General features: G+C 60.3%; 28 protein-coding genes and 4 pseudogenes. 19 read left to right on the top strand and 13 right to left on the bottom strand.

The features are described from left to right. The 5 genes from MKP08_RS14285 to MKP08_RS14265 all read left to right on the top strand — a co-directional run. Positions 1-225 (top strand): hypothetical protein (locus tag MKP08_RS14285; RefSeq protein WP_241555651.1); only part of this gene is annotated, 225 nt, incomplete at its 5' end. A 469-nt stretch (positions 226-694) separates the two neighbouring features. After that, positions 695-1,579, top strand: coding sequence for an ArdC family protein (locus MKP08_RS14280; protein ID WP_241555650.1), 885 nt, complete (start codon positions 695-697; stop codon positions 1,577-1,579). Beyond that, positions 1,576-2,022, top strand: coding sequence for a hypothetical protein (locus MKP08_RS14275; RefSeq protein ID WP_241555649.1), 447 nt, complete (start codon positions 1,576-1,578; stop codon positions 2,020-2,022). Before MKP08_RS14280 ends, MKP08_RS14275 begins: the two co-directional genes overlap by 4 nt. Positions 2,023-2,110: 88 nt before the next feature. Next, entirely contained in the window at positions 2,111-2,617 is a 507-nt protein-coding gene (locus MKP08_RS14270; RefSeq protein ID WP_241555648.1) for a thermonuclease family protein, read from the top strand. A 1-nt stretch (position 2,618) separates the two neighbouring features. Next, positions 2,619-3,224 (top strand): Fic family protein, encoded by a 606-nt coding sequence (locus tag MKP08_RS14265; RefSeq protein ID WP_241555647.1) that lies wholly within the window; start codon positions 2,619-2,621, stop codon positions 3,222-3,224. 378 nt (positions 3,225-3,602) lie between these two features. On the opposite strand, the gene MKP08_RS14260 is transcribed toward MKP08_RS14265, so the two are convergent. After that, positions 3,603-4,676, bottom strand: a complete 1,074-nt coding sequence (locus MKP08_RS14260; RefSeq protein ID WP_241555646.1) for a replication initiator protein A — start codon at positions 4,674-4,676, stop codon at positions 3,603-3,605. Between the two features lie 438 nt (positions 4,677-5,114). Between MKP08_RS14260 and MKP08_RS14255 the strand changes: the two genes are divergently transcribed. From MKP08_RS14255 to MKP08_RS14245, 3 genes are all read left to right on the top strand, one after another. Further along, positions 5,115-5,990 (top strand): toprim domain-containing protein, encoded by an 876-nt coding sequence (locus MKP08_RS14255; RefSeq protein WP_241555672.1) that lies wholly within the window; start codon positions 5,115-5,117, stop codon positions 5,988-5,990. 74 nt (positions 5,991-6,064) lie between these two features. Further along, positions 6,065-6,295, top strand: coding sequence for a hypothetical protein (locus MKP08_RS14250; protein ID WP_241555645.1), 231 nt, complete (start codon positions 6,065-6,067; stop codon positions 6,293-6,295). 296 nt (positions 6,296-6,591) lie between these two features. Beyond that, positions 6,592-6,888 carry a ParB/Srx family N-terminal domain-containing protein gene (locus MKP08_RS14245; RefSeq protein WP_241555644.1) on the top strand — a complete coding sequence of 99 codons (297 nt, stop codon included), beginning with the start codon at positions 6,592-6,594 and terminating at the stop codon, positions 6,886-6,888. On the opposite strand, the gene MKP08_RS14240 is transcribed toward MKP08_RS14245, so the two are convergent. From MKP08_RS14240 to MKP08_RS14205, 8 genes and pseudogenes are all read right to left on the bottom strand, one after another. Then, complete coding sequence (locus MKP08_RS14240) at positions 6,816-7,322, bottom strand: hypothetical protein (protein ID WP_241555643.1); 507 nt, start codon at positions 7,320-7,322, stop codon at positions 6,816-6,818. The genes MKP08_RS14245 and MKP08_RS14240 overlap by 73 nt on opposite strands. Beyond that, positions 7,319-8,476, bottom strand: a complete 1,158-nt coding sequence (locus MKP08_RS14235; protein ID WP_241555642.1) for a DNA cytosine methyltransferase — start codon at positions 8,474-8,476, stop codon at positions 7,319-7,321. The genes MKP08_RS14240 and MKP08_RS14235 overlap by 4 nt, the downstream gene beginning before the upstream one ends. A gap of 434 nt (positions 8,477-8,910) precedes the next feature. After that, the gene (gene arsH / locus MKP08_RS14230) at positions 8,911-9,642 is read right to left on the bottom strand and encodes an arsenical resistance protein ArsH (protein ID WP_241555641.1); all 732 of its coding nucleotides are present in this window, start codon (positions 9,640-9,642) and stop codon (positions 8,911-8,913) included. Continuing rightward, positions 9,642-9,965 (bottom strand): YnfA family protein, encoded by a 324-nt coding sequence (locus MKP08_RS14225; protein ID WP_241555671.1) that lies wholly within the window; start codon positions 9,963-9,965, stop codon positions 9,642-9,644. The genes arsH and MKP08_RS14225 overlap by 1 nt, the downstream gene beginning before the upstream one ends. Continuing rightward, positions 9,962-10,177: pseudogene (locus MKP08_RS14220) on the bottom strand (ArsB/NhaD family transporter); the annotation flags it as partial. The pseudogene MKP08_RS14220 and the gene MKP08_RS14225, both read right to left, overlap by 4 nt. Before the next feature lie 16 nt (positions 10,178-10,193). Further along, positions 10,194-10,310, bottom strand: a pseudogene (locus MKP08_RS14455) (ArsB/NhaD family transporter); the annotation flags it as partial. Further along, positions 10,310-10,738, bottom strand: coding sequence for an arsenate reductase (glutaredoxin) (gene arsC, locus MKP08_RS14210; RefSeq protein ID WP_241555640.1), 429 nt, complete (start codon positions 10,736-10,738; stop codon positions 10,310-10,312). The gene arsC and the pseudogene MKP08_RS14455, both read right to left, overlap by 1 nt. A 10-nt stretch (positions 10,739-10,748) precedes the next feature. Next, positions 10,749-11,078, bottom strand: a complete 330-nt coding sequence (locus MKP08_RS14205) for a helix-turn-helix transcriptional regulator (protein ID WP_241555639.1) — start codon at positions 11,076-11,078, stop codon at positions 10,749-10,751. 185 nt (positions 11,079-11,263) lie between these two features. Between MKP08_RS14205 and MKP08_RS14200 the strand changes: the two genes are divergently transcribed. The 8 genes from MKP08_RS14200 to MKP08_RS14165 all read left to right on the top strand — a co-directional run bounded on the left by MKP08_RS14200 (position 11,264) and on the right by MKP08_RS14165 (position 16,883). Then, positions 11,264-11,935 carry a recombinase family protein gene (locus MKP08_RS14200; RefSeq protein WP_241555638.1) on the top strand — a complete coding sequence of 224 codons (672 nt, stop codon included), beginning with the start codon at positions 11,264-11,266 and terminating at the stop codon, positions 11,933-11,935. Positions 11,936-12,144: 209 nt separating this feature from the next. Further along, positions 12,145-12,612, top strand: a complete 468-nt coding sequence (locus tag MKP08_RS14195; protein ID WP_241555637.1) for a single-stranded DNA-binding protein — start codon at positions 12,145-12,147, stop codon at positions 12,610-12,612. Between the two features lie 498 nt (positions 12,613-13,110). After that, positions 13,111-13,437: a hypothetical protein gene (locus tag MKP08_RS14190; RefSeq protein WP_241555636.1), complete on the top strand. Its 327-nt coding sequence runs from the start codon at positions 13,111-13,113 to the stop codon at positions 13,435-13,437. A gap of 179 nt (positions 13,438-13,616) precedes the next feature. Then, positions 13,617-14,273: a ribbon-helix-helix protein, CopG family gene (locus tag MKP08_RS14185; RefSeq protein ID WP_241555635.1), complete on the top strand. Its 657-nt coding sequence runs from the start codon at positions 13,617-13,619 to the stop codon at positions 14,271-14,273. After that, positions 14,255-15,628 carry a relaxase/mobilization nuclease domain-containing protein gene (locus MKP08_RS14180; RefSeq protein WP_241555634.1) on the top strand — a complete coding sequence of 458 codons (1,374 nt, stop codon included), beginning with the start codon at positions 14,255-14,257 and terminating at the stop codon, positions 15,626-15,628. Before MKP08_RS14185 ends, MKP08_RS14180 begins: the two co-directional genes overlap by 19 nt. Beyond that, positions 15,625-16,116 (top strand): hypothetical protein, encoded by a 492-nt coding sequence (locus MKP08_RS14175; RefSeq protein ID WP_241555633.1) that lies wholly within the window; start codon positions 15,625-15,627, stop codon positions 16,114-16,116. The genes MKP08_RS14180 and MKP08_RS14175 overlap by 4 nt, the downstream gene beginning before the upstream one ends. 182 nt (positions 16,117-16,298) lie before the next feature. Further along, positions 16,299-16,568 (top strand): cation transporter, encoded by a 270-nt coding sequence (locus MKP08_RS14170; protein WP_241555632.1) that lies wholly within the window; start codon positions 16,299-16,301, stop codon positions 16,566-16,568. 57 nt (positions 16,569-16,625) lie between these two features. Continuing rightward, positions 16,626-16,883 carry a hypothetical protein gene (locus MKP08_RS14165; RefSeq protein ID WP_241555631.1) on the top strand — a complete coding sequence of 86 codons (258 nt, stop codon included), beginning with the start codon at positions 16,626-16,628 and terminating at the stop codon, positions 16,881-16,883. Positions 16,884-16,951: 68 nt separating this feature from the next. Here the strand turns inward: MKP08_RS14165 and MKP08_RS14160 are convergent, their stop codons facing one another. Together MKP08_RS14160 and MKP08_RS14155 are read right to left on the bottom strand one after the other, a co-directional pair. After that, positions 16,952-18,907, bottom strand: coding sequence for a cytochrome c/FTR1 family iron permease (locus MKP08_RS14160; RefSeq protein WP_241555630.1), 1,956 nt, complete (start codon positions 18,905-18,907; stop codon positions 16,952-16,954). A gap of 66 nt (positions 18,908-18,973) precedes the next feature. Continuing rightward, positions 18,974-19,636, bottom strand: a complete 663-nt coding sequence (locus MKP08_RS14155; protein WP_241555629.1) for a cation transporter — start codon at positions 19,634-19,636, stop codon at positions 18,974-18,976. Positions 19,637-19,718: 82 nt separating this feature from the next. Between MKP08_RS14155 and MKP08_RS14150 the strand changes: the two genes are divergently transcribed. Next, entirely contained in the window at positions 19,719-20,120 is a 402-nt protein-coding gene (locus tag MKP08_RS14150; RefSeq protein ID WP_241555628.1) for a helix-turn-helix domain-containing protein, read from the top strand. Between the two features lie 533 nt (positions 20,121-20,653). Here the strand turns inward: MKP08_RS14150 and MKP08_RS14145 are convergent. Further along, a pseudogene (locus tag MKP08_RS14145) lies at positions 20,654-21,208 on the bottom strand (cation transporter). Between the two features lie 172 nt (positions 21,209-21,380). Between MKP08_RS14145 and MKP08_RS14140 the strand changes: the two are divergent. Continuing rightward, entirely contained in the window at positions 21,381-22,112 is a 732-nt protein-coding gene (locus MKP08_RS14140) for a cytochrome c oxidase assembly protein (RefSeq protein ID WP_241555627.1), read from the top strand. Beyond that, a complete protein-coding gene (locus MKP08_RS14135) occupies positions 22,109-22,780 on the top strand; it encodes a cytochrome b (RefSeq protein ID WP_241555626.1) in 672 nt (223 codons plus the stop codon). The genes MKP08_RS14140 and MKP08_RS14135 overlap by 4 nt, the downstream gene beginning before the upstream one ends. Positions 22,781-22,832: 52 nt before the next feature. Here the strand turns inward: MKP08_RS14135 and MKP08_RS14130 are convergent. After that, a pseudogene (locus MKP08_RS14130) lies at positions 22,833-23,339 on the bottom strand (cytochrome c); the annotation flags it as partial. Positions 23,340-23,422 lie beyond the last annotated feature (83 nt).

Here is a 23,422-nt window from a genome sequence, read left to right as displayed (position 1 = left end):
CGTAAAGCCGCGCAGGAAGGCGCAGAAAGTCGCGGGTTCGGTGCGCCGCGCGAAGTGCCCGATAATGTCGAGCGCGCTAGGATGACGATCGACGGGCCGAAGGAAATTATCGAGGAATACAAGCGACTTTGTAAGCGCAAGCGGTTCGCGCAGTGGGAAGGATTGCTGGCGTTCATCGAGCAAGAGACGGGCAGGGTGCCCGAAATAGGTCAGGAAAGGCCGTAGCAGCCTCGTGAGAGGCGTTTGACATATTCAGGTCAAAACCTGCCAGAATTGAAAAAGGGCGCGCTCCAGCGGCCTTCTAGGCCGCTGTCAGGCTCTATCGGCTTTGCCGACCGAACCCGCTTGCAGCGGTTTCGTCCCATTCGGGTAACGATCCTTAGCGTGGATCGCCGCCGCAGCGGCTCCGAAAGCATCGCCCAAGGCGATTCAATATTCATCTCAGGAAGGGGCAGGGCGCCGCCCTTTCCCCTTCCTCCCAAGCCAAAACGACATGACCGTGTTGATCGCCAAGCGCGGCTAGACCGGCGAAGATCCGCATAGCGGATTCTCGCCGGCAAGCCTTCCTATGGCTCCTGCCCGCACCACTCACATCGTTTTGGCTTGGCCCATCCCCAATCCCGCCTTCGCCAGGGGGCAGAAGGCCATGAGCGCATGGCCTTCGGCAGCGATTGGAAAAGGAAAGGGCAAGACGATGAGCAACACCAAGCAGACCATTCACGAGCGCGTCACCGAAACGATTATTGCCGCCATCGAGCAAGGGGCAGGGACGTTTCAAATGCCGTGGCACCAACAGGCCATCGGCTTGCGGAACATCGCCAGCGGCAACGCCTATCGCGGCGTAAATGTGCTGACCCTTTGGGCTGTGTCGATGAATCGCGGCTATAACGGCGGCGCATGGGGCACGTTCAAGCAATGGAAGGAACGCGGCCAATTCGTGCGCAAGGGCGAGAAGGGCGCGCCCATCGTGTTCTATAAGATCATCGAGGGCACCGACAAAGAAACGGGCGAGGAAACGAAACAGGTTTTCGCGCGCGGTTCGACCGTTTTCCATTCAAGCCAGATCGACGGTTACGAGGAAGAAGCACCGCAGGCAGCGCCCACCACCGAAATCGAACGGATCGAGCGGGCCGAAGCCTTCGCGGCCGCGACCGGGGCGCTCATCGAGGAAGGCGGACAGCGCGCTTGCTATCAACCCGCAACTGACCTTGTGCGGATGCCCGAAATCGGCCTTTTCACCGGCACCGATACCATGCCCGCGCAGGAGGCCTATTATGCCACGCTTTTGCATGAGCTGACGCACTGGACCGGCCACAAGAGCCGCTGCAATCGCGAAATCGGAACGGGCAGGGCGTCCTATGCTTTCGAGGAACTTGTTGCCGAGCTGGGCAGCGCATTCCTTTGCGCCGAGCTGGGCCTTTCCCCGGCAGTCCGCGAAGATCATGCCGCCTATATGGAAAGCTGGCTGAAATGCTTGAAGGAAGATAGCCGCGCCATCTTCCGCGCATCCTCGCTGGCGACAAAGGCGGTCGATTATCTCAACGATCTGCAACCCACCGAAATGAGGAAGGCGGCATGATCCGCCACGTCTATAACGATGGAGGTCGCGCCGCCGCAGGGCGGCGCGGCGATGCTAGAGATTGCGCCGCACGCGCAATCAGCATCGCCACCGGAATCGGCTATAATCAAGCCTATGTCCTGATAAATGAAATCGCCAAGACCGAACGCGGATCGAGGCGAAGGGGAGGGCGCAGCGGCGCGCGCAATGGCGTTCGCGGCGCGACTATGCGCCGCATCATGGGCGCCCTGGGCTGGCAATGGGTGCCCACCATGAAGATAGGGGAGGGGTGCCGCGTCCACCTTTCGGCCGACGAGCTGCCCGCAGGCCGGATCATCGTCAGCCTGTCCCGTCATTATGCCGCCGTCATCGAGGGCGAGCTGCACGACACCCACGATTGCAGCCGAGACGGAACACGCTGCGTCTATGGCTACTGGCGCGCGCCTAGCGACAATGCAGATTGAGCGCCCCGCGAATGCGGGTCGCGCCCCATCAAAAATTCGCCTAACGTGATTTCTTGCATAAATCACGTTAGGCTTGGATGAGGCCCCAATGGATTACCGCCTGCCCCTTTTCGGTGTTGCCTTTGTCGTCGCGCTTGGTGCGCTGGTCATGCCCGAAAAGTTCATGACCGTATCAGGCCCGGCCTATGCCATCGACGGCGATACGCTCGCTTTCGAAGACGACCGCGTGCGGATTGTCGGGATCGACGCGCCCGACGCGCCCGAGGCCTCCAAAGAGGTCAGCGGGCGCGTTCTGCAGGGCCTCGTCAACGACAATGGCCCGATCACCTGCACCAAAGCCAAATTCAAGGCGTGTCGCAATCCTGCCCGCAGCTACAGCCGGCACAATCTGGAATGCAGATTTGCCAATGGTGACAGCGTGGGCCTCACCATGATCGCCGCTGGCTACGCCGTGGATTACCGCATGTTTTCAGGCGGGCGCTATCAAGAGGCCATGAAAGAGGCCGCAAGGGCGCATCGTGGCCTTTGGCGCACCGATTGGGAACATATGGTCGCGCTTGCCAAGCAGCGTTCGCAACTGGATAAAGGGTGCTAGAATGGGACTGGCGCTAGTCACTCGTCGGGCGGAGATTGAATCAAGTTCCGCCCCCGGCTATCCCTGCGCGATGAACGGGGAATATTACTATCTTAAGGATGGCCTAACGCTCCAAAATAAGCTGCGCATCACCGATCGCGCGGAGCTGGACGCTGCCGTTCAGAAGGCCGAAGACGCCGCGCGCGAACGCGTGCTTGCACACGGCGATTACCCCGGCCTCAAAGGTTTGCTGGCCATTCATAAGCAAACTTATGACAAGCTGTTCCGCTGGGCCGGGAAGTATCGCACCGCCGACATAACCGCCCCGCATCCCTATTACGATCCCGCCGCCTTCGTTCAGGCCAACCTCGAATATATCTTCGAGCGCTACGACCAGGCCAAAGCGACCAACTCACTGGATCGCGGCTTGCTCGGTGAGCTGTTATTCTATCTCGCCACCGCGCATCCCTTCTGGAATGGCAGTCGCTTCACCGAAAATCTCTGGCTCGAAGTCAATCATCCTACCGTGCTCGAACGCCCGCGCGCCTTCGAAACCGCGCGCGACAAGGCTTTGCTGGATCGCACAAGCGACCCGCTTTGCGAGTATCTGACCAAAACCACGATCTAGCGGCCCCGCCGCCAAGGTTCGGGGTTTCAGATACCGCGACCCGCTGCGGACATTAGATACCGCGCCCCGCTGCCTCGCTGCGGACATTAGATACCGGGGTGGCGAGAAAGGCCCGAAACCCTAGGGTTTTCGAGCCTTTTGCGACCTGATCGAGGATTCGGACATTAGATACCGGGACGCGGCAGGGCAGGGGAAACCCACGGTTTTCTAACACTTTTCGAGCTATTGAAGGGCAAGGGCTTTGATTTTCGCGCCGCTTTTCCTGTCACCCGAAGGATTCGGACATTAGATACCCACGCGGCCAATGGCTGGAAAACCTACGGTTTCCGCCATTTCACCCCGCAACCGGGGATTCGGACATTAGATACCGCCCCCCTCCTAGGGGCGCCCCATCTTTGCAAAGCGTGCTTTGCAAAACCCTACAAAAGCCGCATCAACACTCTTTACGCATTCGCCTCGGTCGGCCGCATACACGCGCCACTCGTTCTCGAGCGCGTAAACGTCCCAACCTGGTGCCGCCTTGCGAGCCTTCTCATAAGTCGATTGTTGAAGCATCGGCAGGACGCCGCCAGCAGGAGAGCCCGCACCCTCCTTATGGTCGCGATCGAGGGGCATCGTTTCTCTGTTCATGAAAACGACCTGATCGCCCGCCGCGCGAAATTCCAGCTCATAATCGGGCATATTGTTGATCTTGCAGATTTCCTTCACCCTGGAACGAAACAGCTTGAGCGAACCCGTCGAGCCCGACTTTTCAAACAGCGTTTTCATGTATGGCGACCAGCTCGCTTGCTGCCCGCAGTGCCGCCGCGCCAACTCGTAGATTCGCCGTTCCAATGGCTTGGCGAGGCGGAAATAATCGGGGTGTAGTGTCAGAACTTCGTGATGCCGAATGGCATTGAACACAAAGTCCGACAGCTTGATTTCAACCCACAATATGCGCCCGTTAAGGCCATCCTTGCGGCGCACCGTGCCGCCGTCGATCAGTCCGAAAGCATCGAACTGTTCTTCGTCGCCCGTCTTGATATTCGTGGTAATTCGCGTACCGTCCAAGCGCTCTATCGCATCGCAGATCGCTTGATAGTCCTTGCCGCCTTGCCCGCGATTGGCGAACATCAGAAAATCGCGGCAGTTGATACGAACCCGCTGCTTTGGCTCCGCTCCATCGCGGATCGCGGCGACGAGCTGCGACACTGCGTAGATCAGAAGATCCTTATCGTAGATTGTCGCCATGCCCTTTGCGCTGGGGCTGACTTTGAGCCAGTTGTCACCGCGCCGATATATTCTCTCGGCCATCATTGGCTTCTTCGAGAGCGAATAAAACGGATGCTCCAACGTGGGCATCAAGTCTTTCAATACCGCATCGGCAACATCGCAGGTGAAAAGGTCAGTCGGTCCACGCTTGTCAGCCGTCAGGTTCGACGGATGCAGCACATCATCCCGTGATTTTTCCATTTTCGACGCCATGCAGAACACTATTCGGGGTTTCAGATACCAATGCAAGCATTTTCGGGGTATCAGATACCGCCACGTGACCCAATTTAGATTCGGACAACAGATACCGAGATTCGGACATTAGATACCGAGATTCGGACATTAGATACCGGGAGCGCGAAAATCGTTCTTTTTTACGCTTACTTTCAATGGCTTACAAAACCACTGATTCGCTTAACACCCTTTTTAACACCTCTATTAACACCACGGTGCCCTGTGGATAACTTCGCACTCAAATTGAAAGTTAGGAAAGAGAGCGCCCTTGCGGGCGCAAAATGACCGGCCCTAGACGGGCCGGGCTCATGGTCTGGAACCAGTCGAAAGGGCTGGATATGAGCTGTGATTTACCGCATAAATCACGGCGTAGTGATATGACGTGGAAGGAATAAGCACTTGTCGATGGACGCCGAACAACGCGCGCGTCAGATCGTGGCCGACATGGGGGGGCGTTGGCACGGCTCCTATGGAATGGTCTGTTGCCCCGCCCATGATGATCGTAATCCGTCGCTGCAAATCTCGCCTGGCAAGAAAGCCGTGCTCGTCAAATGCTGGGCCGGGTGCGATCGCAAAGACGTTCTTGCCGCCATGCGCCAGCAGCGCATCGACGGCCGCACCAACGGGCAGATTCATGAGCCACAGCCGCGCCGGTCAAACCGCCAGCTCGCGCTTTCGATATGGAATGAAGGAAAGCCCATCGCTGGAACCCCTGCCGAAACCTATCTGCGTTCGCGTGCCATCGACCCGGCAGGCCATAAGCTACGCTATACCGATCATTGCGTTGTCGGCACCGCCGAGGAACGCGAAATCCATCATGCCTTACTCATTCCCTTCGAAACCGACGAAGGAATAATCTCGCTGCAACGCATCCTGATTGACCCACGCACCGGCCAAAAGGTTCAACACGGCGGCAGCGGCGAATCCAAGCTGGCGCTGGGCCTGATTCGCAATGCTGCGATGCGCATTGGCGGATTGCCGCGTGACGGAGTGCTGCGCTTGGCCGAGGGCTTCGAGGAAGCGGTTTCGGTCATGCAGCTATCGGGTGGCCGCTTCAAAGTGTGGGGCGCTGGCGGCATTGAGCGCTATGGCCTTATCAGCATCCCCGAAAGCGTGCACAAAGTCGTCATCTATTCACAGCATGGCGAGGAAGCCGCCAGCGCGATCGACCGCGCCCACGATCATCTGACCGAGAACAATCGCGAGCTGAAAATCATTCCGCCGCCCGGCAGGCCCGATCAGGATTGGAACGATATTTTGCAGGAAAAAGCCGCCGCTTGAGCGCGCGCCTAGCGCTCCCGGCGCTGCCATGCGCACCTGTTACGTTCCTTGTCTGTTCCGGTATAGCGTCGGGCATGGCCGCCAACTACAACCGCCCAAAGCCGATTGACCCTATCTGGTATCGGCGGAGCTGCGTCTTGCGCATCACATGTCCATGCGGGCGGCATGAGAAGATCCAGCTAGGCGAGTTCGCGCGGATGCGCGGCATTCCCGAAAAGACCCTGCTTTATGAAATGATCGCGCGGTTGCGCTGCCGCCAGTGCCGCCAGCGTCCTTATGCCGATGTGGTGCGCGGTCCCTACTAAGGCTAAGCTGCCTTAGCGCGGCCAAGGGCCGCAATCGTAATCTGCGCGGCATTCGCCGCGCGAGCGGAAACACCAAGGGCGCCGCCCTTTCGTTTCCCCGAAGCAAAATCGACAGGACCGTGTTGCTCGCCAAGTTCGGCCGAGCGCGCGCATTCGCGCGCGGGCCTCTCTAGGCGCGCTGCCCGCACCACTCCCATCGATTTGGCTTCACCCTTCCCCATCCCGCCTTCGCCAGGGGGCAGAGCCGCAGGCCGTAGGCAGCGGCTTCGCCTTAGAAATTGAAGGAGTGAAAAACGATGACGATCCAGACCATTAAACTGTCGAAACTGGCCCTTTCCCCGCTGAATGTCCGCACGGTCGAGCCGAGCAAGATCGAGGCGATGGCAAGCGACATAGAAGCGCATGGCCTTTTGCAAAATCTGATCGGCCACGAGAAGGGCGGCAAGGTGCTGATTTGCGCCGGAGGCCGCCGCTATCGGGCTTTGAAGCTGTTGCAGAAGAACAAGACCATTACCGGCAGCTATGAGGTGCCCGTTGATATTCGCGACGAGGCCGAGGCCATCGAGCTTTCGCTACCTGACCAAACATTGTGACGCGGATCAGCGCCTTTGTTCTGGCAAACGCTCCAAACAACGAACTCATTTGCATGAGGGGGGCGCGCTGAAATATTTGTGTTGTTGCCATCGAGGCAGCCTTTCAACTCGATAGCGGCGATCTTCTCGTTTTTAAGAACGACCGAATAATCATGACGATTGGCATTGCCCGCCTCAAGCCACGATTTGATGAATCCCTGATCTTCCAGATGGTTGAGGATATGGGCTACAAACTGCTTTTTCTCGGCCATCGAGGCCGAGATTTGTCCTCGGACCCGCTGAATTGAGCCTTCAAAAATCCCGCTGTCGTAGAAGTCCTTTTCGGTCATCCCGAATGGATTGATTTCATGCGAGCGTGTTTTGAGGGTTTCAGAGAAAACCTCGATTTTGCGCGCTAGATCAGGGTCTTTCTTACACGGTATCGCATCGCTCATGCAGCTATCGTTTCTTCGGTTCGCCTGTTTGCCACTAGATTAGGTTCTAGAATGTGCTGGGCAATATGTCGAACGACTGGCACCGCCACCCCATCCCCAGTCAGGTGATAGGATTCATTGTAGCCGGCGGGAAGCTGATAACTATCAGGCAAGCCCATGAGGCGCGCCGTTTCGCGTGCGGAGATCAGCCGAGATCGGATGCGATCGCCTTCCACTACGATAATGAGCTGCCGCGATGAGCCGCCCGCAGGAGTGCGCAGGCATCCTGCAATGTCGTCAAATCGAACCTCGGCGCGTTGGACCTTGATCCCGTGGTGGAAACGTGTCCGCTTATAGACACCCCCAACCATGCGGACACCCGAAAGTTTGGCAGTTTCGACTTTGGCAAGATTAATTTCGCTCATCATTGAGAGAAGCTCGCGCGTCTCTTTCGCAGAGTGCCACGCAACGCTCTCGGGATTATCTTCGATCAGGTCGCGGAAGTTTTGCTTGCGCTTCGGAGGCTTCGGCATGTTCCACCACATCCAGTTTTCCGCCAAGCGCGTGGGAAGCTGGTCATGAGCACGACGCAGGGCGCTAGTATGCCACGGTTGTTGTGGGCCTTGCCCGTATTGGCTGGGTGTGAGGTCTGACCTGATAGCGATCACAAAGAGGCGGGGCCGCGACTGTGGGACGAACAATGATGCATCTGCTACAAGGGCACCGAAACGATAGCCGAGGCGGTTGAGGGCATCGCAAATTGCAATGAAGTCGGCACCCTTATGCGATGTAAGGGTCCCGACGACATTTTCTAGTGCGATCATCTGGGGCGCTCGGCCCTCCCCGATGAGGCCTTGAATGACCGTCATAAAGGGCCAGAAGGTGCCAGAGCGGTCCCCCTTCAAGCCCGCGCCGCCGCCTGCAAGAGACAGGTCTTGGCAAGGAAACGAACCCCAGATCAAATCTGCATGGTCAGGAAGCGTATTAGGGCCGATATGGCGCACGTCATCTACGACGAGCGCGCCCTCGCCCCAATTTCGTTCATAGGTCGCGCCCTTCTTCTTGTCGAAATCGTTGGCAAACAGACAGCGCCACGATTGCCCCAGACCAGCGCGCGCCATCCCGCCGCCTGCGAAGAACTCATAGAACGAGAAGGAATCGACGTTTTTCATCATGTCGCTTGCCGCCCTAACATGCAGTTTGAGAAAGAACAAATATAGAACGGCTTAAAACCCACATTTGCACAATACATCATTTGCGGGTTAGTCCAGCTTCGCTTTCCAGCTCGGCAGTGCGTTCTTCGATATACGCAACCAGCTCGCTCACCATTTTGCGGCCTGTGGCGCTGCAAGCGGTCTTAAACCGCGTGTGCATAGATTGGGGCAGATCATCGGGTGGCTTGGTAATGCCATTCCTCTGCGGCAGCACCACAAGGATACATTAGCCCCGAACAGCGATAATTTTCGCCCAGATTTTCACCGGTAGTCCTTCCTTCGGATAAGCTGATCGTTAGCAGCGCCAGTGATAACTCGCAAAATGCGTCAACAAAGCGGTGGTTTAGTTGTCAGTCAACCTATCGGGAAGCCGCTGTTTGTGGGATTCATGGCGTTTACGCGATGCTCGATAGATCCGTTGACGGATCGACGGGCACGCCGGACTGCTGACGCTCAGAGTATCGATCAACTAGCTGGTCAGAGTGCGGTCGCAGCAGGATTGTGAAGCGGACCAGTTCCTCCATCACATCGACAATCCGGTCATAATAGCTTGACGGCTTCATGCGCCCGGCTTCGTCAAACTCTTTGTAGGCCATTGCCACCGACGACTGATTGGGGATGGTGAACATTCGCATCCAGCGGCCGAGAAGGCGTAGAGAGTTGACGGCGTTGAACGACTGCGAACCGCCAGACACCTGCATGACCGCCAGTGTGCGGCCCTGCGTCGGCCGCTTCCCCTTCATCTCCAGCGGCAGATGATCGATCTGAGCCTTCATCATGCCAGTGATCTGACCGTGCCGTTCCGGGCTGCACCACACCTGGCCCTCCGACCACAGTGCCAATTCGCGCAGTTCATGAACGGCGGGGTGATCGTCTCCCGCCACCTGGTCGGGCAGCGGCAGTGTCGATGGATCGAAAATGCGAGTTTCCGCGCCAAACAGACGTAGAAGCCGCGCGGCTTCCTCCACGGCGAGACGGGAGAAGGATCGCTCGCGCAGACTGCCATAGAGCAGCAGAATGCGCGGCGCAGGATCGAGTGCGCCCAGCCCCAGGGCGGGACGCTGGTGGACATAGGCCGTATCAAGCGCCGGGAAATTCTCGGCGTCGTGGAGATCGCGAAGAGGCATCAGGCGGTCCTTGGTCCTAGCAGGATGACACAGGTGCCAATGAGGCAAAGGGCGGCTCCGCCGACGTCCCAACGGTCTGGACGTACGCCTTCCACAACCCATAGCCACGCGAGGGACGCACAAATGTAGATGCCGCCGTATGCAGCGTAGGCTCGCCCCGCTGCGTCACTGTCCACGCGGGTCAGAAGCCATGCGAACAGCATCAGCGACACGACACCCGGCGCTAGCCATAAGGGGGACTTATCCAATCGAAGCCATGCCCAAAAAGCAAAGCAGCCGGCGATTTCTGCGATTGCTGCGCCAAGATAAACGAGCGCCGTCATGCCATGCTGATCCTGATTGCAAGAGCTGCGAGCGTCACCAGTAACACCGGAACCGTCAGCGTTACGCCGACCTTGAAGTAATAGCCCCAACCGATGCGAATGCCTTTCTGCCCGAGGACATGAAGCCAAAGCAGGGTGGCAAGCGATCCGATGGGTGTGATTTTGGGGCCAAGATCGCAGCCGATCACATTGGCGTAGATCATCGCTTCCCTCGGATAGCGACACAGCGCCCGCAAGCAGCGCCACGATCGCCCCGCCCATCGCGCTCCACCCGATACCGAGGCCCTTGGGTTGCCAGATGACGAGCGTGATCGTCGCGATGAAGATCAGAATTGCTGGCAGCATCAGGCGATACGCTGGCTCGAAGCGTCCACGACCTGTTCGCCATCTTCCTTTGCAAATGCGCCGAGCTGGCCTGTCGGCAGCAGATCAAGCACCGCTTCGGAAGGACGGCAAAGTTTTACACCCAGCGGTGACACAACGAGGGGGCGGTTGATGAGGATCGGATGCGCTATCATCGCGTCCACCAGCGCGTCGTCCGACAGCGATGTGTCGTTCAGGCCCAGCTCCACATAGGGGGTGCCCTTCTCGCGCAACAGATCGCGCGGGGTCATGCCGGCGCGGTGGATCAGTTCGACCAGCAAGGCACGCGCGGGCGGTGTCTTCAGATATTCGATCACATGCGGTTCGATGGTCGCATTACGGATCATCGCCAGCGTGTTGCGCGAGGTGCCGCAGTCCGGGTTGTGATAGATGATAATGTCGGTAGCCACAGTATATCCTTCAGCAGCAGGTGAGTTCAGCGACAAGCGGTTCGCAAAGTTCGGCACGGCCCTGGCAGCAGTCCTTCGCCAGAAAGAGCACGAGGCCTTTCAGCGCGTTTATGTTTGCCCGCTGAATTTGCTGGCGGCCCCGCTTCTCCGGAAGGACAAGGCCGGCTTTCACGAGAACAGCCAGATGCGTTGAAAACGTGCTTTGTGTTTGGCCTGAGGCATCAACGAGCTGGCCTGTCGATAGGCCGTCAGGTTCGTGGCGGACGAGCAGCCGAAATGCGTCTAGGCGCGTAGGGTGCGCTAGAGCGCCCAAGATTGCGAGGGAGGCTTCGGGTTCCATGCATCGGAAATATGCGATGAATAGCGCCCCCGTCAACATGCATCGGGAATTGGCGATAGATCGCCATCCATGACGGTTCAGTTAGGGTATACCTTTTGAGGACCGGCGTCCGTCCGGTCTTATTATTGTCATTTGACAACGTAAAAAAGACTGTTCAAAAAAGGACTGCCTTAAAGAGACCGCCCATGTTCGTTCGTGCTTATCTTCGTGCCTCAACCTCGCAGCAGAACGCTTCTCGGGCGAGAGGTGCCCTTGATGCGTTCGCGGCCGAGCGAGGCTTGCGCATCGCTGCCCGCTACATGGAAAACGAAAGCGGGGCGAAGCTGGATCGGCCCGAGCTGTTTCGTCTTTTGGCAGATTGCGAACCTGGCGACGTTCTTTTGGTCGAGCAGGTCGATCGGCTGTCTCGCCTCACCGCTCCGGATTGGACGAAGCTGCGATCCGAGATCGACACAAAGCAGGTTCGGATCGTGGCATTGGACCTGCCCACGTCATGGAGCCTCGCTGCCCCTGGCGACGAGTTCACCGCGCGCATGTTCTCTGCCGTCAACAACATGATGCTCGATGTTCTCGCTGCTGTGGCCCGAAAGGATTATGATGATCGGCGTCGCCGCCAGTCCGAAGGGACGGCGCGTGCCAAAGCTGCGGGCTTGTACAAAGGGCGGCCCGAGAACAAGGCGCGGAATGCTGCTATCGCATCCATGCTTGGCGACGGGCGCACATGGCGGGAGGTCATTGATGCCACTGGATGCAGTCGGACGCTCTTAGCAAAGATTGCCCGGGAAGTGCGACAGCGACAGGCGGGCACCGGCGATGCCGCCGCGCGCGCATCGAGGATGCCGATAGAACGCGCATAGGGTCGCAGAGAGCAAAGGCCCGGAGGATCGCGACAAGGAGGGCGGCGGCGCATCGTCGGAACGTCGCCTTCATCCTTGCGGTCACACCACCAACCACGGCTCCATAAATGGACAGCCAGGCCCCGGCGAACGATTCAGCGCGCCGTGCATCCTCGCCCGCTGCCAAGATCATTTCCTTCTCGATAATCGCTTAGCCGAAGAGCCGCCTAATGCGGGCAAGCGAAAAACCGGCCTATCGGCCTGCGGTTTCCACGCCTGCGGCGCCGACCCTCCCCTTTTTCGCTTGCCCGCGTCGGCTCCCCGGCACGCCCGAGATTATCGGGAATGATCCCGGCAGCAGGAGATACGAAATGCAAAATGTAGCTGAATTTGAAGTTCGCGGCCGCGTCGGCAAGACCACCATACGCGAGAAAGTCGCTTACGTTTCGGTGGCGGTGAATAAGAACCGCAAGGACGAAGACGGCGAGTATCAGCAAACGACCACCTGGATTGACCTGATCATGTTCGGCGCCAATATCGCGTGGGCCAAGAAGCTCAATAAGGGCGACCTCATCAATGCGCGCGGCGATATTCAGACCTCGAAGCGCGAGCAGAACGGCAACACCGTTTATCCGACCGACCTGATTGTCGATCGCGCGGCCGTGCTCGCCAAGGGCGACCGCGACAGCGACCAGTGACTGATCGCTAATCCGGGCCAGCAATTGCTGGCCCGGATTTCACCCCGTAAATCACGACGAGGCCGAATGACGCAAGTTGCCTTGTTCAGAATTGCAACGCATTAAAGCCGATGACGAGCTGGCCCAGCAGGCAGTTGATGCCATTGAGGGCATATCGCCATGAAGATCGCAGAGGCCAACGCCCCATCCTCGCAGAGCTTAGAAAGCTGCAATGGATGATCGGCTTGGTTTGGTTATCGCGGCCGTCACAGCAGCCGGAGCGATAATCAACTGACCGCCTCCTCCATCGACAACAACGCGCCCGCGCCGGAAGATCGTAGCGGGCTCTTTTTTGCCCTATAGGCCTACTATCGAGCAGGACCGTTCGCGTAATCCGAAGCCGGAACGATTGCAGAACATTGTCTGTTGATGTATCGTGGAATATGGCCCCTTTCCACGTGAGCCATTGGCGCACCGTCCTTGGGTTCATGGGCCGGTGAAACCCAAGGAGCTAACGCCATGGAGAATCCGTTCGCATATATCGCTGACCCGCTCGGCATCCATTGGGGCTGGATCGCATTCGGCACCTGGTTAGCGCTCTATCTGATTGTCCGCAATTTCATCGGATGGATCATGGTCGGCTTCATTGCTCTTGGCCTCATTACGTCAATCGGCGGCTATATCATCGAGCCTTCGGTTGCCTCGATTGGGGAGCGCCTAGGAAGCTGGATTCGGCTTTTCCTCATGCTGGTTGTCGCGGCCTATCTTCCCCATTTGCTTTTGGCGCTGTTGGGGCTTGCCGGTGATGGTGTGCGAGCTGGCGACTATGACGGTGACGGTCATTAGATTGCTGCATGTCGAGGACCAGGACGGCGATAAATCCTTTCCGTGCCTTCAATCTTCCGCGTCTGCCCTGCCCTGAAATTCAGCTCAATTTTGAGCCTTTGAAGGCCGCTCGTTTTCCTCGATTTTCATCTTCTGCGTCTTTTGATGGCTAGCCTTGCTGCCTGAAGGGAAATGGGGTAGTGAAAAGCAATATTAAGGGATGGCAGGATAGGCCAAATGGCTCTATTGTCGGACAATGGGCATTTGGCAGTCCGCTGCACGGGGCTTGGGAGAAAGCAATTTCCAGAGTGACGATTCGACTTGATGACAGCCTTTCCGCGGCGATCGACGCGGCGGCAGAGCGCGCCGGATTGTCCCGTAGCGCCTTCATCAAGCGCGAACTGGCAGCCGCTACAGACGCGCGAGCCGACGATCGCCGCGATGGCGGGAGCGATGACAATGACCGCGTTCGGATTCAGGTTCGCATCGGCAAAAAGCAGCATCGAGCGCTTGCCGAGGACGCAGCCAGGCAGCATCTTTTGCCGAGCGATATTGTCCGCAAACTGATCCACGCGCGCTATTATGACGGCGGCGAAAGCGCCCTGTTCTACTCCAAGGATGTGCGCGAAGCGGCGTTCTCTATCCGGGCGGAAATCAATCCCATCGGGCGCAATGTGAACACAGCGGCGCGACACCTAATGGCCGCCGTCAACGATGGCGATCCGCGCGAAATGATCGAGTGCGCGCAAGAGCTGGACGCGACCCGCGGCGCTGTCATGAGCGCGGTCGAGAAAGGCCAACGCGCCATCGAACAGATGGCGGCGGCAGACAGCCTTTATTGGCGCAGCGTGAAATGAGCTACTTTTCTCCCACTACGGCAATCGAGCTTTCCAAGCTCATGGGCCACCCGGTCAGCGGCAAAAAAGGCTCTGCCGATCGCGGCGCGAATGCGCGCGTTCCCGGCCTAGGAGCCGTTCGCGCTGGCGGCGGCTGCAAGGGTGGCGGGCAAGGTAGCGGCGGCGGTCAGACGGCGCTCTTGAATGCCGTCAGCCGGACCGCGAGCCGAACGCCGGAGGTCATGGTGAAGGTGACGGGCACGCAGAGCGGCGCGTCACATACCGGGGCGAATATGGTCTATATCGCCCGCGAGGACCGCGACGAGGAACACAAGTTCGAGCTTGAGGACGAGCGCGGCGAAAAGCTCCAAGGCATTGAAAATATGTATGAGCGCGCCCGCGAATGGGAGGCGTTTGCCGTATCGGGCGACGACCGGAGAAAGGGGGCTGTTTCACGCTCCATTACCTTTTCCATGCCGAACGGGACAGATCCCGAAAAGCTAAAGGACGCGGTAAGGGCGCTGGCGAAAGACGAGTTCGCTGGGCACCGATATGTCATGGCGGTGCACACCGACACCTACAGCCCGCACGTCCATTTCACCTATGCCACGCGCAACAGCGACACCGAGCACCGGCACTATCCGAAGCGCGAAGACTTGCAGCGCTATCGTGAAAAGTTTGCGGCCGAGCTGCGCGATCGCGGCATTGACGCAAACGCCACGAGCCGGAAGGCGCGGCTTGCCGAACGACCGACCGAGAGCATCAAGGCGCGCAAGATGAGGGAGGCCGGCAAGCCGCTCGACAAGGAAGGCCGCGCGCCCATGGCCGAGGCCACCCGCGATGGTGTCCTTTCGATCTATGCGAAAGCCATCGAGGACTTGCACGAGAACGGTTCGCCGGAGGCGCGAGCAGCCGCTTCGAGCCTTGCTCGCTTTGTCGCAGACAAAGCCGTCAGCTATGACGCCGGAAACGCTGGCAAGGCCGCTGCCGACAGACAGGAACGGACGCCGCAGGCGACCGAGCATAGCGAGGCTGGCCAACGGCCCCCGTCCACGGCCCCGACCGATGAAGCATCGGCCGCCGAAGGCGCTACGGGCGAAGCCCGTTCGGGCGAGAAAGCCCCGGCCCAGGACGACAAGCAATTGCAGGAATTGCAGGACATGCTTGGCGGCCTGCGCAACGAGCGTGAGTTGCGCGAGATGCTGGCGAAGATGCGCGAGGGTCGCCAGTCGGATCGAACGGGGCGCGATGGAGCGCAAAAGCCGGCGAAGCCCGAGACAGGCAAATCGGCCGATCAGAACGACGCTGGCAAGTCGCTGCGTGAAATGCGCGAGCGCCTGCGCGACATGCGCCAGGATAAGGATCGAGGCCGATGAGCACCAAAGAAGACGTGATGATTGCGCTATTGCGCGAAGTGCTGGCCAAGCTCGAAGACACCACCGGAGCCGCTGACAGCGGCCCACCGGCCTTAGACGCGATCGAGCGCGAGATTGAGAGCATCAAAGAGGGACAGAGGATCATTTTTTCGGCCATTGGCGAGGTCTTTGCCCGCCTCGATGCCACCGACACGCTGCCGGCATATATGCTCGAACATGAGACGGCCGAGCTATTCCGTGAAAATTACCCTGAACACGGACCGCAGCCAAGAGCGATGGAAGCGCTCGCCACCGTTAAGGAACGCCTGGGATCATATGAACCCACCCAGCTCCGAGAGCTTGGCCAATTTTATCGCGAGAAAATGGAATCCGGCGACCCTTACGCGCATCAGGCATCGGAAGCGCTCAAATTGGTCGAAAGCGAGCTATCCCGGCGCGGCGCTAGCAAAGAGCCCGGCCCTGCACAGACAGCCGTTAGAGACGCTTAGGACCCGCACGAGATCGCCAATTGTGGGCGTGCCGGGTCCCTCGCCCTAAGAAAGAGCCCCGTAGCGCACCCTCCATTCAACGAGCGGCCTAGGGGCCCCACTTCAATCTCTCTGACACTTGCCACATTTGATCGAGCGGCCTTGCGGCGCAGCTGCATCATACCGGAGCAAGGGCCCCCAAGATGCGGCATTCCGTAACCGATCCTCCCACCAACGCGCCACGCTGGCGCCTCGCACGCTGGATCGCGCTCGTGATCAACGTAGGGATATTCCTGGTCAAGCTCGTGGCGGGCGTGACAGCGGGATCGCAGGCGCTGCTTGCTGACGGGCTCGATTTCCTCGGCGACGCCGCAAATTATGCGATCAGTCTTTGGGTCGCAGGAATGGTGCTGATGTGGCGTGCGCGCGCCGCGCTGCTCAAGGGAGCAACGCTCGCCGCCCTCGGCCTTTAGGTGTTGGGAAGCACTGTCTGGTCGATCTGGAATGGCGCGCCAGCGGAAGCGCATGTGATGGGCGTGGTCGGCGTTGCCGCGCTCGTTGTTAATGGAGCCGTCGCCGTGATGCTCTATCGCTTCTGCAGCGGTGAGGGCCTGTGTCACCGTTTCTCATGCGGTGGCTGCGGCGCTTTCTTCGGACTGGACATTGCGTCCATGCGGGCCATACGGCGTCCCGTGGCCCGTATCTTCGCCGAAGGCGACGATCATTTCCAATTCTTCCTGATCTCCATTGCTATGTGGATCGCCATCCTACCGCAGTGCTGTGGATGATGCGCAGGATCGGGTTTACAGAAGCGCTAGTTCTTTCAAGGTCCGAGCATTGTGCCGTTCGAAGTTAGTCAGTCTGCTGCGACACGGCGACGATTGACCGTAAAGCCAACGATGAGTGCAAGGAGGACGAGAATCTGCGCCGCGACCGTCTGGAGCGTGGGGAAAAGTCCCAAGATCGAAAGTCGCGGCACATAAGAGACGGGCGCGATATCGATCCAGCCCGCTTCCTGCAATGCGGCGACACCTTTGCCCGCCAGCACCACTGTCAACGCGGCCATCAGCCAGGAGCTGTAGCGGAAGAAGCTGGCGATCGGCAGCTGCCGGCTGTACCGCAGCATCGCCAACGCGAGGCCGGCGAGCACGAGCACGGCGGCGACAGTTCCAGCGAGCATCGCCGCTCCGTTGCCCTGCGACCACAAGGCGGCAAAGAACAGGATTGTCTCGAATACCTCGCGGTATACGACCACGAAGGCGAGGCCGAACAGCAACCATCCCGACTGGCCGCCAAGCGCCCTTGCGAGCTTTTCCTCAATATACCGCTGCCATTGGCCGGCCTGCGCCTTGCCGTGCATCCAGATGCCCACCGACAGCAGCACGACCGCGGCAAACAGGGAGCCGAACCCTTCGGTCAGCTCGCGGCTCGCGCCGCTAATGCCGATCGCATAGGTGGCCACCAGCCAGGTCGCTCCTCCGGCAACGAGAGCGCTCGTCCAGCCGCCGTGGACGTAGCGCAACACGTCTTTGCGGTCGGCCTTTTCGAGGAACGCCATCATCGCCACGACAATGAGCAGCGCCTCGAGGCCTTCGCGCAACAGGACGGCAAAGGCGCCGGCGAAGGTCGTGACGGCGCTCGATGCGCCTGGAGCAAGGGCGCGCTCAGCGTCATCGAGGAGCGTGTCGATCGCTCCTGCCTGCGCCGCCAGGGCATCGGGCGCGATGCCTTCGCCGATCGCTGCCCGGAATGCGCCCATGCGCGTTTCGAGATTGGCCATCAGTGCAGCGTCCTTGGCGCTGAGCAGCGGCTCAAGGGGTTCGAAACCGTCGAGATAGGCCGATAAAGCGAGCGTCTTGGCCTGCTCAACGTCTCCGGAGCGATAGGCGTCCACACTCGCCGCGAGCTTGGCGCGAGTCGTAGCCATGGCTTTGCCGGCATCGCCCGAAGCCCGCGCCGTCACAGCTTCGGGATTCACGCGAAGATAGGCCATGACGGCGTCGGCCCGCGCCTGCCCGATCTGCTCGCCCAGCGTTTCGGGGGTGGTCGTGACCAGAGCCTTGAGGTCGGGAATTCTCGCGCGAATGTCGGCGCTGCTTTGCCACAATTTCTCGCCGCGGCGCACGTCGGCCTGAGAAAAAGCGAACTCGCCGGCGCGGAAGGCGAGCGCCCAGCGATCCTCGGGAGGAAGGTCGCGAAAGCTCTGCATCGCGGTGCCGTCGATCCCTTGCGAGATGACCTGCTCCAGTGCCGCGAGGCTGCGCTTGCGCGCGCGGGCTGCGTCGGTGAACGCAACCGGCGGCGTTTCGAGCCCGGCAGCATCGGGTCCCTTGCCGTTGCCGCTCGTGCCATGGCAGGCGGTACAGTTATCGGCAAAGAGAGCCCCACCGCGCGCGACGTTTGGCGCTTTCGAAGGCGCGACCGGGACGGGATAGGCCTCGAGCAGCACGCCGGAGATCGTGTGGGAGGTCGAAGCTATCCGCGCCGCTGGAGCTTTCGCGGCGATCTGGTCGCGCAGGACGCGCGCCTCGCGGACGAGCTCGGCCTTCTTCGGCCGGTCGGGCAGTGCACCGATCTCGTCTGCGATCGTGGCCGCGAACTCCTGCATCTCGGCATATTCGCCGTCGCTGGTGACCTTGCCCTGCGACACCGCGCCCTCGTAGTCGACCGCGATGTAATCGAGGAGCTTCCAAGTCGTGCCGACCCGTTGCGCGGTCGCCGGCTCGAGCGCCTGGGCTGCCGCAGGCGACGCCACGAGTCCCGATGCTACGGCAAGGAGCAGGACTGCCAGAAATCCGCCCAGCCGGCGCATAATGCGATTCGATCCGAGATTCGTCATGTGGCGCGCATACACCCTGAAGCCGCTACAGGGTCAAGGCTATTGCGAAGCATTCTTAAAATGAGCCTTGGCCGATGTGCCGGACGAACGTGACGCTTCGGCGAGATCGCGCAGTGCGTGCCTCGTGATCTGCCACCCGCCGGACAGGCCGAGCGCCGCCATGATCGCGGCGACGATAAGATCGGGCCAGGCCGTGCCGGTCCCGAATACACCTGCGGCAGCGGCAACCACGGCGATGTTGCCGATCGCGTCATTGCGCGAGCAAATCCAGACCGAACGCCGGTTGGCGTCGCCCGTGCGAAAACGATACAGCATGATCGCCACCGCGCCATTGGCGATCAACGCGATGACCCCCACGACCCCCATCAGCTCGGCCCGCGGCACGGTTCCGTTCATCAGCGCGATACCGGTCGAGACCAGCACGAACAGGCCCAGCAGCGCGAGCGTCGCGCCCTTGGCGAGCGCCGCCTTCGCGCGCCATGCAAGGACCGAACCGGCAACACCGAGGCTGATGGCGTAATTGGCTGCATCGCCGAGAAAATCCAGGGCGTCGGCCCGCAGCGCTTGCGAGCCCGAGATCAGCCCCGCGCCGATTTCCCCCACGAACATCGCCAGATTGATCGCCAACGCGATCCAGAGCGCCCGGCGCCACTGGGGATCGTCGGCGGGTTCATCGCTCGGCGTGCAATCACATCCTGCCATTGGTGTACCTGTCGGTGTTGGAATCGGTCATGGTTCCACCATATGCACCCTGAAGTCACTATAGGGTCAAGGGGCCGGATCAATGCGCATCGGTGAACTGGCACGTCGGACAGGCGTCCGTGTGGAAACGATCCGCTGGTACGAGAAAGCGGGGCTGCTCGAAGAGCCGGGTCGCAGTGCCAGCAACTACCGTGAATACGACAGGGCGTCGCTCGCAAGGCTCACCTTCATCAAGCGAGGGCGCGATCTGGGTTTCTCGCTCGATCAGGTCAGCCAGCTGATGAATCTCACGCGTAGCCCCGGGGAAAACTGTGCCACGGTCGATGCGATCGCGGTTCAGCATCTCGCCGCGATCGATCGCAAGATCGCCGATCTGACCGCCTTGCGACGGGAGTTGACCGGGCTCGTGGACTCCTGCGCCGGCGGTTCGATCGGCGATTGCGATATATTGCGTGCGCTTTCTCCGGGAAGCGATCACGAATGAGCCCTGATGGAATCCATAGGTCAGCTCTCGAGAACAGGGCAGCCGAAGAACGCCATAAGATAACAGCCGCAAGGCTTTCGACAGGAGCGTGGCCACGGCCCAGATCCTGGTTCTGACATTCTTTGCGATAGTCGAATCTGTACTCTATGCGGGCTCCGAGCAGCTCGCAGGTTCGATAGACCAAGCACCACGGAAGCCGATTGCGAATGCGCTGGAACCAGCGCGTAGACCCACGAAGAAATTTGCCGCCGTCCTACTCGAAAAGTGAAATGAGCCGTCGCATCACGCCGAGTTAGATAAGCAAGTTGGTGGAGGCGATCAGGACGGCGATGGCATAGCGGGAGGAGCGCCCTTCACCAGCACCCAGAAAGCCTGCCACAGCATTCCTGCGCCGGTTCCGAAGACATCCAGCAATCGCTGCATTCGCACTCCTCGTTTGTGCTATCGCCTGAATAGCGCTCCCACTCCGGCGATGCCTCGGCTCAGGCTTAGCGCAGTTCGCCGCAAGCCTGACCGAAGACTTCGATGCTTTCCTAAACGGCCGGGCCCACCATGGCGGCCGCAGTGAGGTCTGGCCATGCACGGCCTGTTCCGAAGACACCCGGCGCTGCTCCCAGGACGGCAACACTGCCGATCGCGTCCTTGCGCGAGCAGATTCACACCAAGCGCATGTTCGCGTCCCGGTGCGAAAGCGAAACAGCCGCACCGCAACCGTCAGGTTCGCCAGAAGAGCCGCGCTGCCGATAATGCCCATCGTCCCGGCATCCGGCGATGCGCCTTCAGGGAAGCCCAGATCGCGGAACCCAGCACCCAGACGCCGAAAGCGAACATAGTCGCGGTCTTGGCAAGCGCCGCGCGTCTTCGCCAAGCGAGCGCCATTCCGGCCACTCCGAGGCTGATGGCGTAGTGCAACATTTTCCCAGAAAGTCGAGTGCATCGGTCTGCAGGACGCGCGAATCCGCCATGCCCGCTACGATTTCGACCCCGGACCTGATGGCATTGATTAAAAGCGCGATCCAGAGGGTGCGCTGCCATACCGGACTGAAGTGGATTTCGCCGACTTCGTCAGGCCATAGCAACGCAAGCAAGCAACTAGGAGAGCGGCGATCAGCGAATATGCTGGACGGTGAAGGCGTCGGGCAGATATCGGTCGTGAATTAGTGCCTGTTGCGCCAGCGGCAATTGTTGTTTGCTCATCGTAACGCCTCTAGGATGAGGCATCGGCTGATGCCGAGATAGATTATGCCAGCGAGACCGACCTTGGCAGACGCAACGACGATGTGGAGTCCATACTGCGGTGCCGCGCCCGCGCCGGGCGAATGGCTTGCGCGCTGGAATGGCGATCCGCTGCTCGGCCTGGGATTCGTTCTGGCAGTCGCGATGTGGTCCCGCTGGGGCGATCACGAAGCGAAAAAAAGCGCGACAGGCGCAGGCCTGACCGCGCTGTTTCTCTTTCTCAGCCCGTTCTGCGTGCTTGGTTCTGCTCTGTTTACCATCCGTGTCGTCCATGACGTTATCCTGGTCGCGCTGCTCGCTCCACTGGTCATGAAAGCCTTCGCACTGGAGCGTCGTGCGGTTCACGGCTCGCTCGCCCTTTATACTGCGGTGCATGCGCTGGTGTTTCTGGTGTGGCACGCACCCCCGCTTTACGCGGCGGCTATGAGCTATGATGCGGTATTCTGGGCAATGCAGATCACGATCACCGGCACGGCTGCGATCTGGTGGGCGCAAGTGGTTCGCGCGCCCGCAGCCGCGGCAGTTGGCGCGCTGCTTGCAACGATGGTGGCGATGGGGCTGCTCGGCGCACTGCTGACCTTCGCCCGAACGGCTCTTTACGCCCCGCACTGGCTGACCACCCAGGCATGGGGCCTTTCGCCGCTTGAGGACCAGCAACTCGCCGGCGTGGTGATGTGGGCACCCGCCTCCCTGATCTATCTGTTGGCTGCACTGACGATCCTTTACCGATCGTTTTGTCCCGAGCCGGCGCGATGATCAGTTCCTTGCGCGACTGGGCCGAGCGTTACCGCGGGCGGGGCAAGTACACGCCGGTGGGGGTCGCCTTTCATTGGGTCATGGCGGCGGTCGTGATCTATCAACTCGGGTCGGGCTGGCTGATGCAGCGCTACATGGTCGGTCCGGACAAGCTGGAGGCTTATCGCCTTCATTCGGAGATCGGGCTGACGCTTCTCCTGCTGGGAGCGCTGCGGCTGTTGTGGCGCCTGATGGTGCCGGGCCCGATAAACGCTGCCGATAATCAGGGCTGGCGATCGACTCTGGCCTACGCTGTAGAGGCAGCGTTCTACGCGCTCTTCGTGCTGATCCCTCTTTCGGGCTGGGTCCTGTGGTCCGCGATCCAGCCTGCGCGCCCGCTCTCGCTGGCGGGACTGGTCCCGGTCCCGGCGATGCCGTTCCAGGATCTCACGCCCGAATGGCAATACTGGCTGCTCGACCATGCGGAAGATGTGCACGTGATAACCATTGTCGCGCTGTCGCTGTTGGTGCCGTTGCATGCGGCCGCGGCAATCAAGCACCACTTCTGGGATCGCGACGACGTGTTGGAGGGCATATTGCCCGAGGTTCCCGACGCCCGTTCGCATCCGTCAGGTGTGCGCTATACTCCGCAAGCGGCACCAGCTCCGCCGCAGAAAGCAGACGGCTGACATGCGTCATCGCATCAAGCGGATCGCCGTAGCGCTCGCCCGAACGCCAGTTTTCCAGCTGGCGCACCAGGTAGGGCGCTGGTTGTCCGGCGAGCGGCGGGTTGCCTGCGCCCACGCCCCGCGCGTTGGCGCCATGGCACACGGCGCAGGCCTCGATCTCGCGCACCGCATCCCCTTGCTGGTAGAGGCGGGCTATGGCGGGCGAGCAGGCGGCGACCGAAAGAAATTCGCCCTCCTCCTCCTCCGGCACCGGGAGCGCGGCGTAGTGGTTCGCGACCTTTACCCGCGCGCGCCAGTCCAGGCGCGCGGCAATCCAGCTCATCTGCGGATGGCGCCGCTGACCTGCGGAGAAATATTCGAGTTGGCGCGCGATGTACCCGGCATCGAGTCCGGCGAGCCGGGGCGACAGGTTGCCGTCACCCCGCCCTTTCAGTCCGTGACAAGTGACACAAGCCCCGGCCGCACCCGCGTCTCCGCCCGAAAGAGCGATCAGTTCTCCGGTCGTCTCGAACGCACCCGGAGCGGTCGGTTCGGGTTTGTCGCAAGAAGCGAGCGCCATAAGGGCCATCGCCGCCAGCCCCTGGCAAGTTCGTATGTTGCCTGTATAGTTCATTCAGCCATCAAACCTACGGCCAGACAACT

This window comes from Erythrobacter sp. LQ02-29, assembly GCF_022576075.2.
GTDB lineage: Bacteria > Pseudomonadota > Alphaproteobacteria > Sphingomonadales > Sphingomonadaceae > Alteriqipengyuania.
This window is presented reverse-complemented; position numbering and strand designations above follow the sequence as displayed.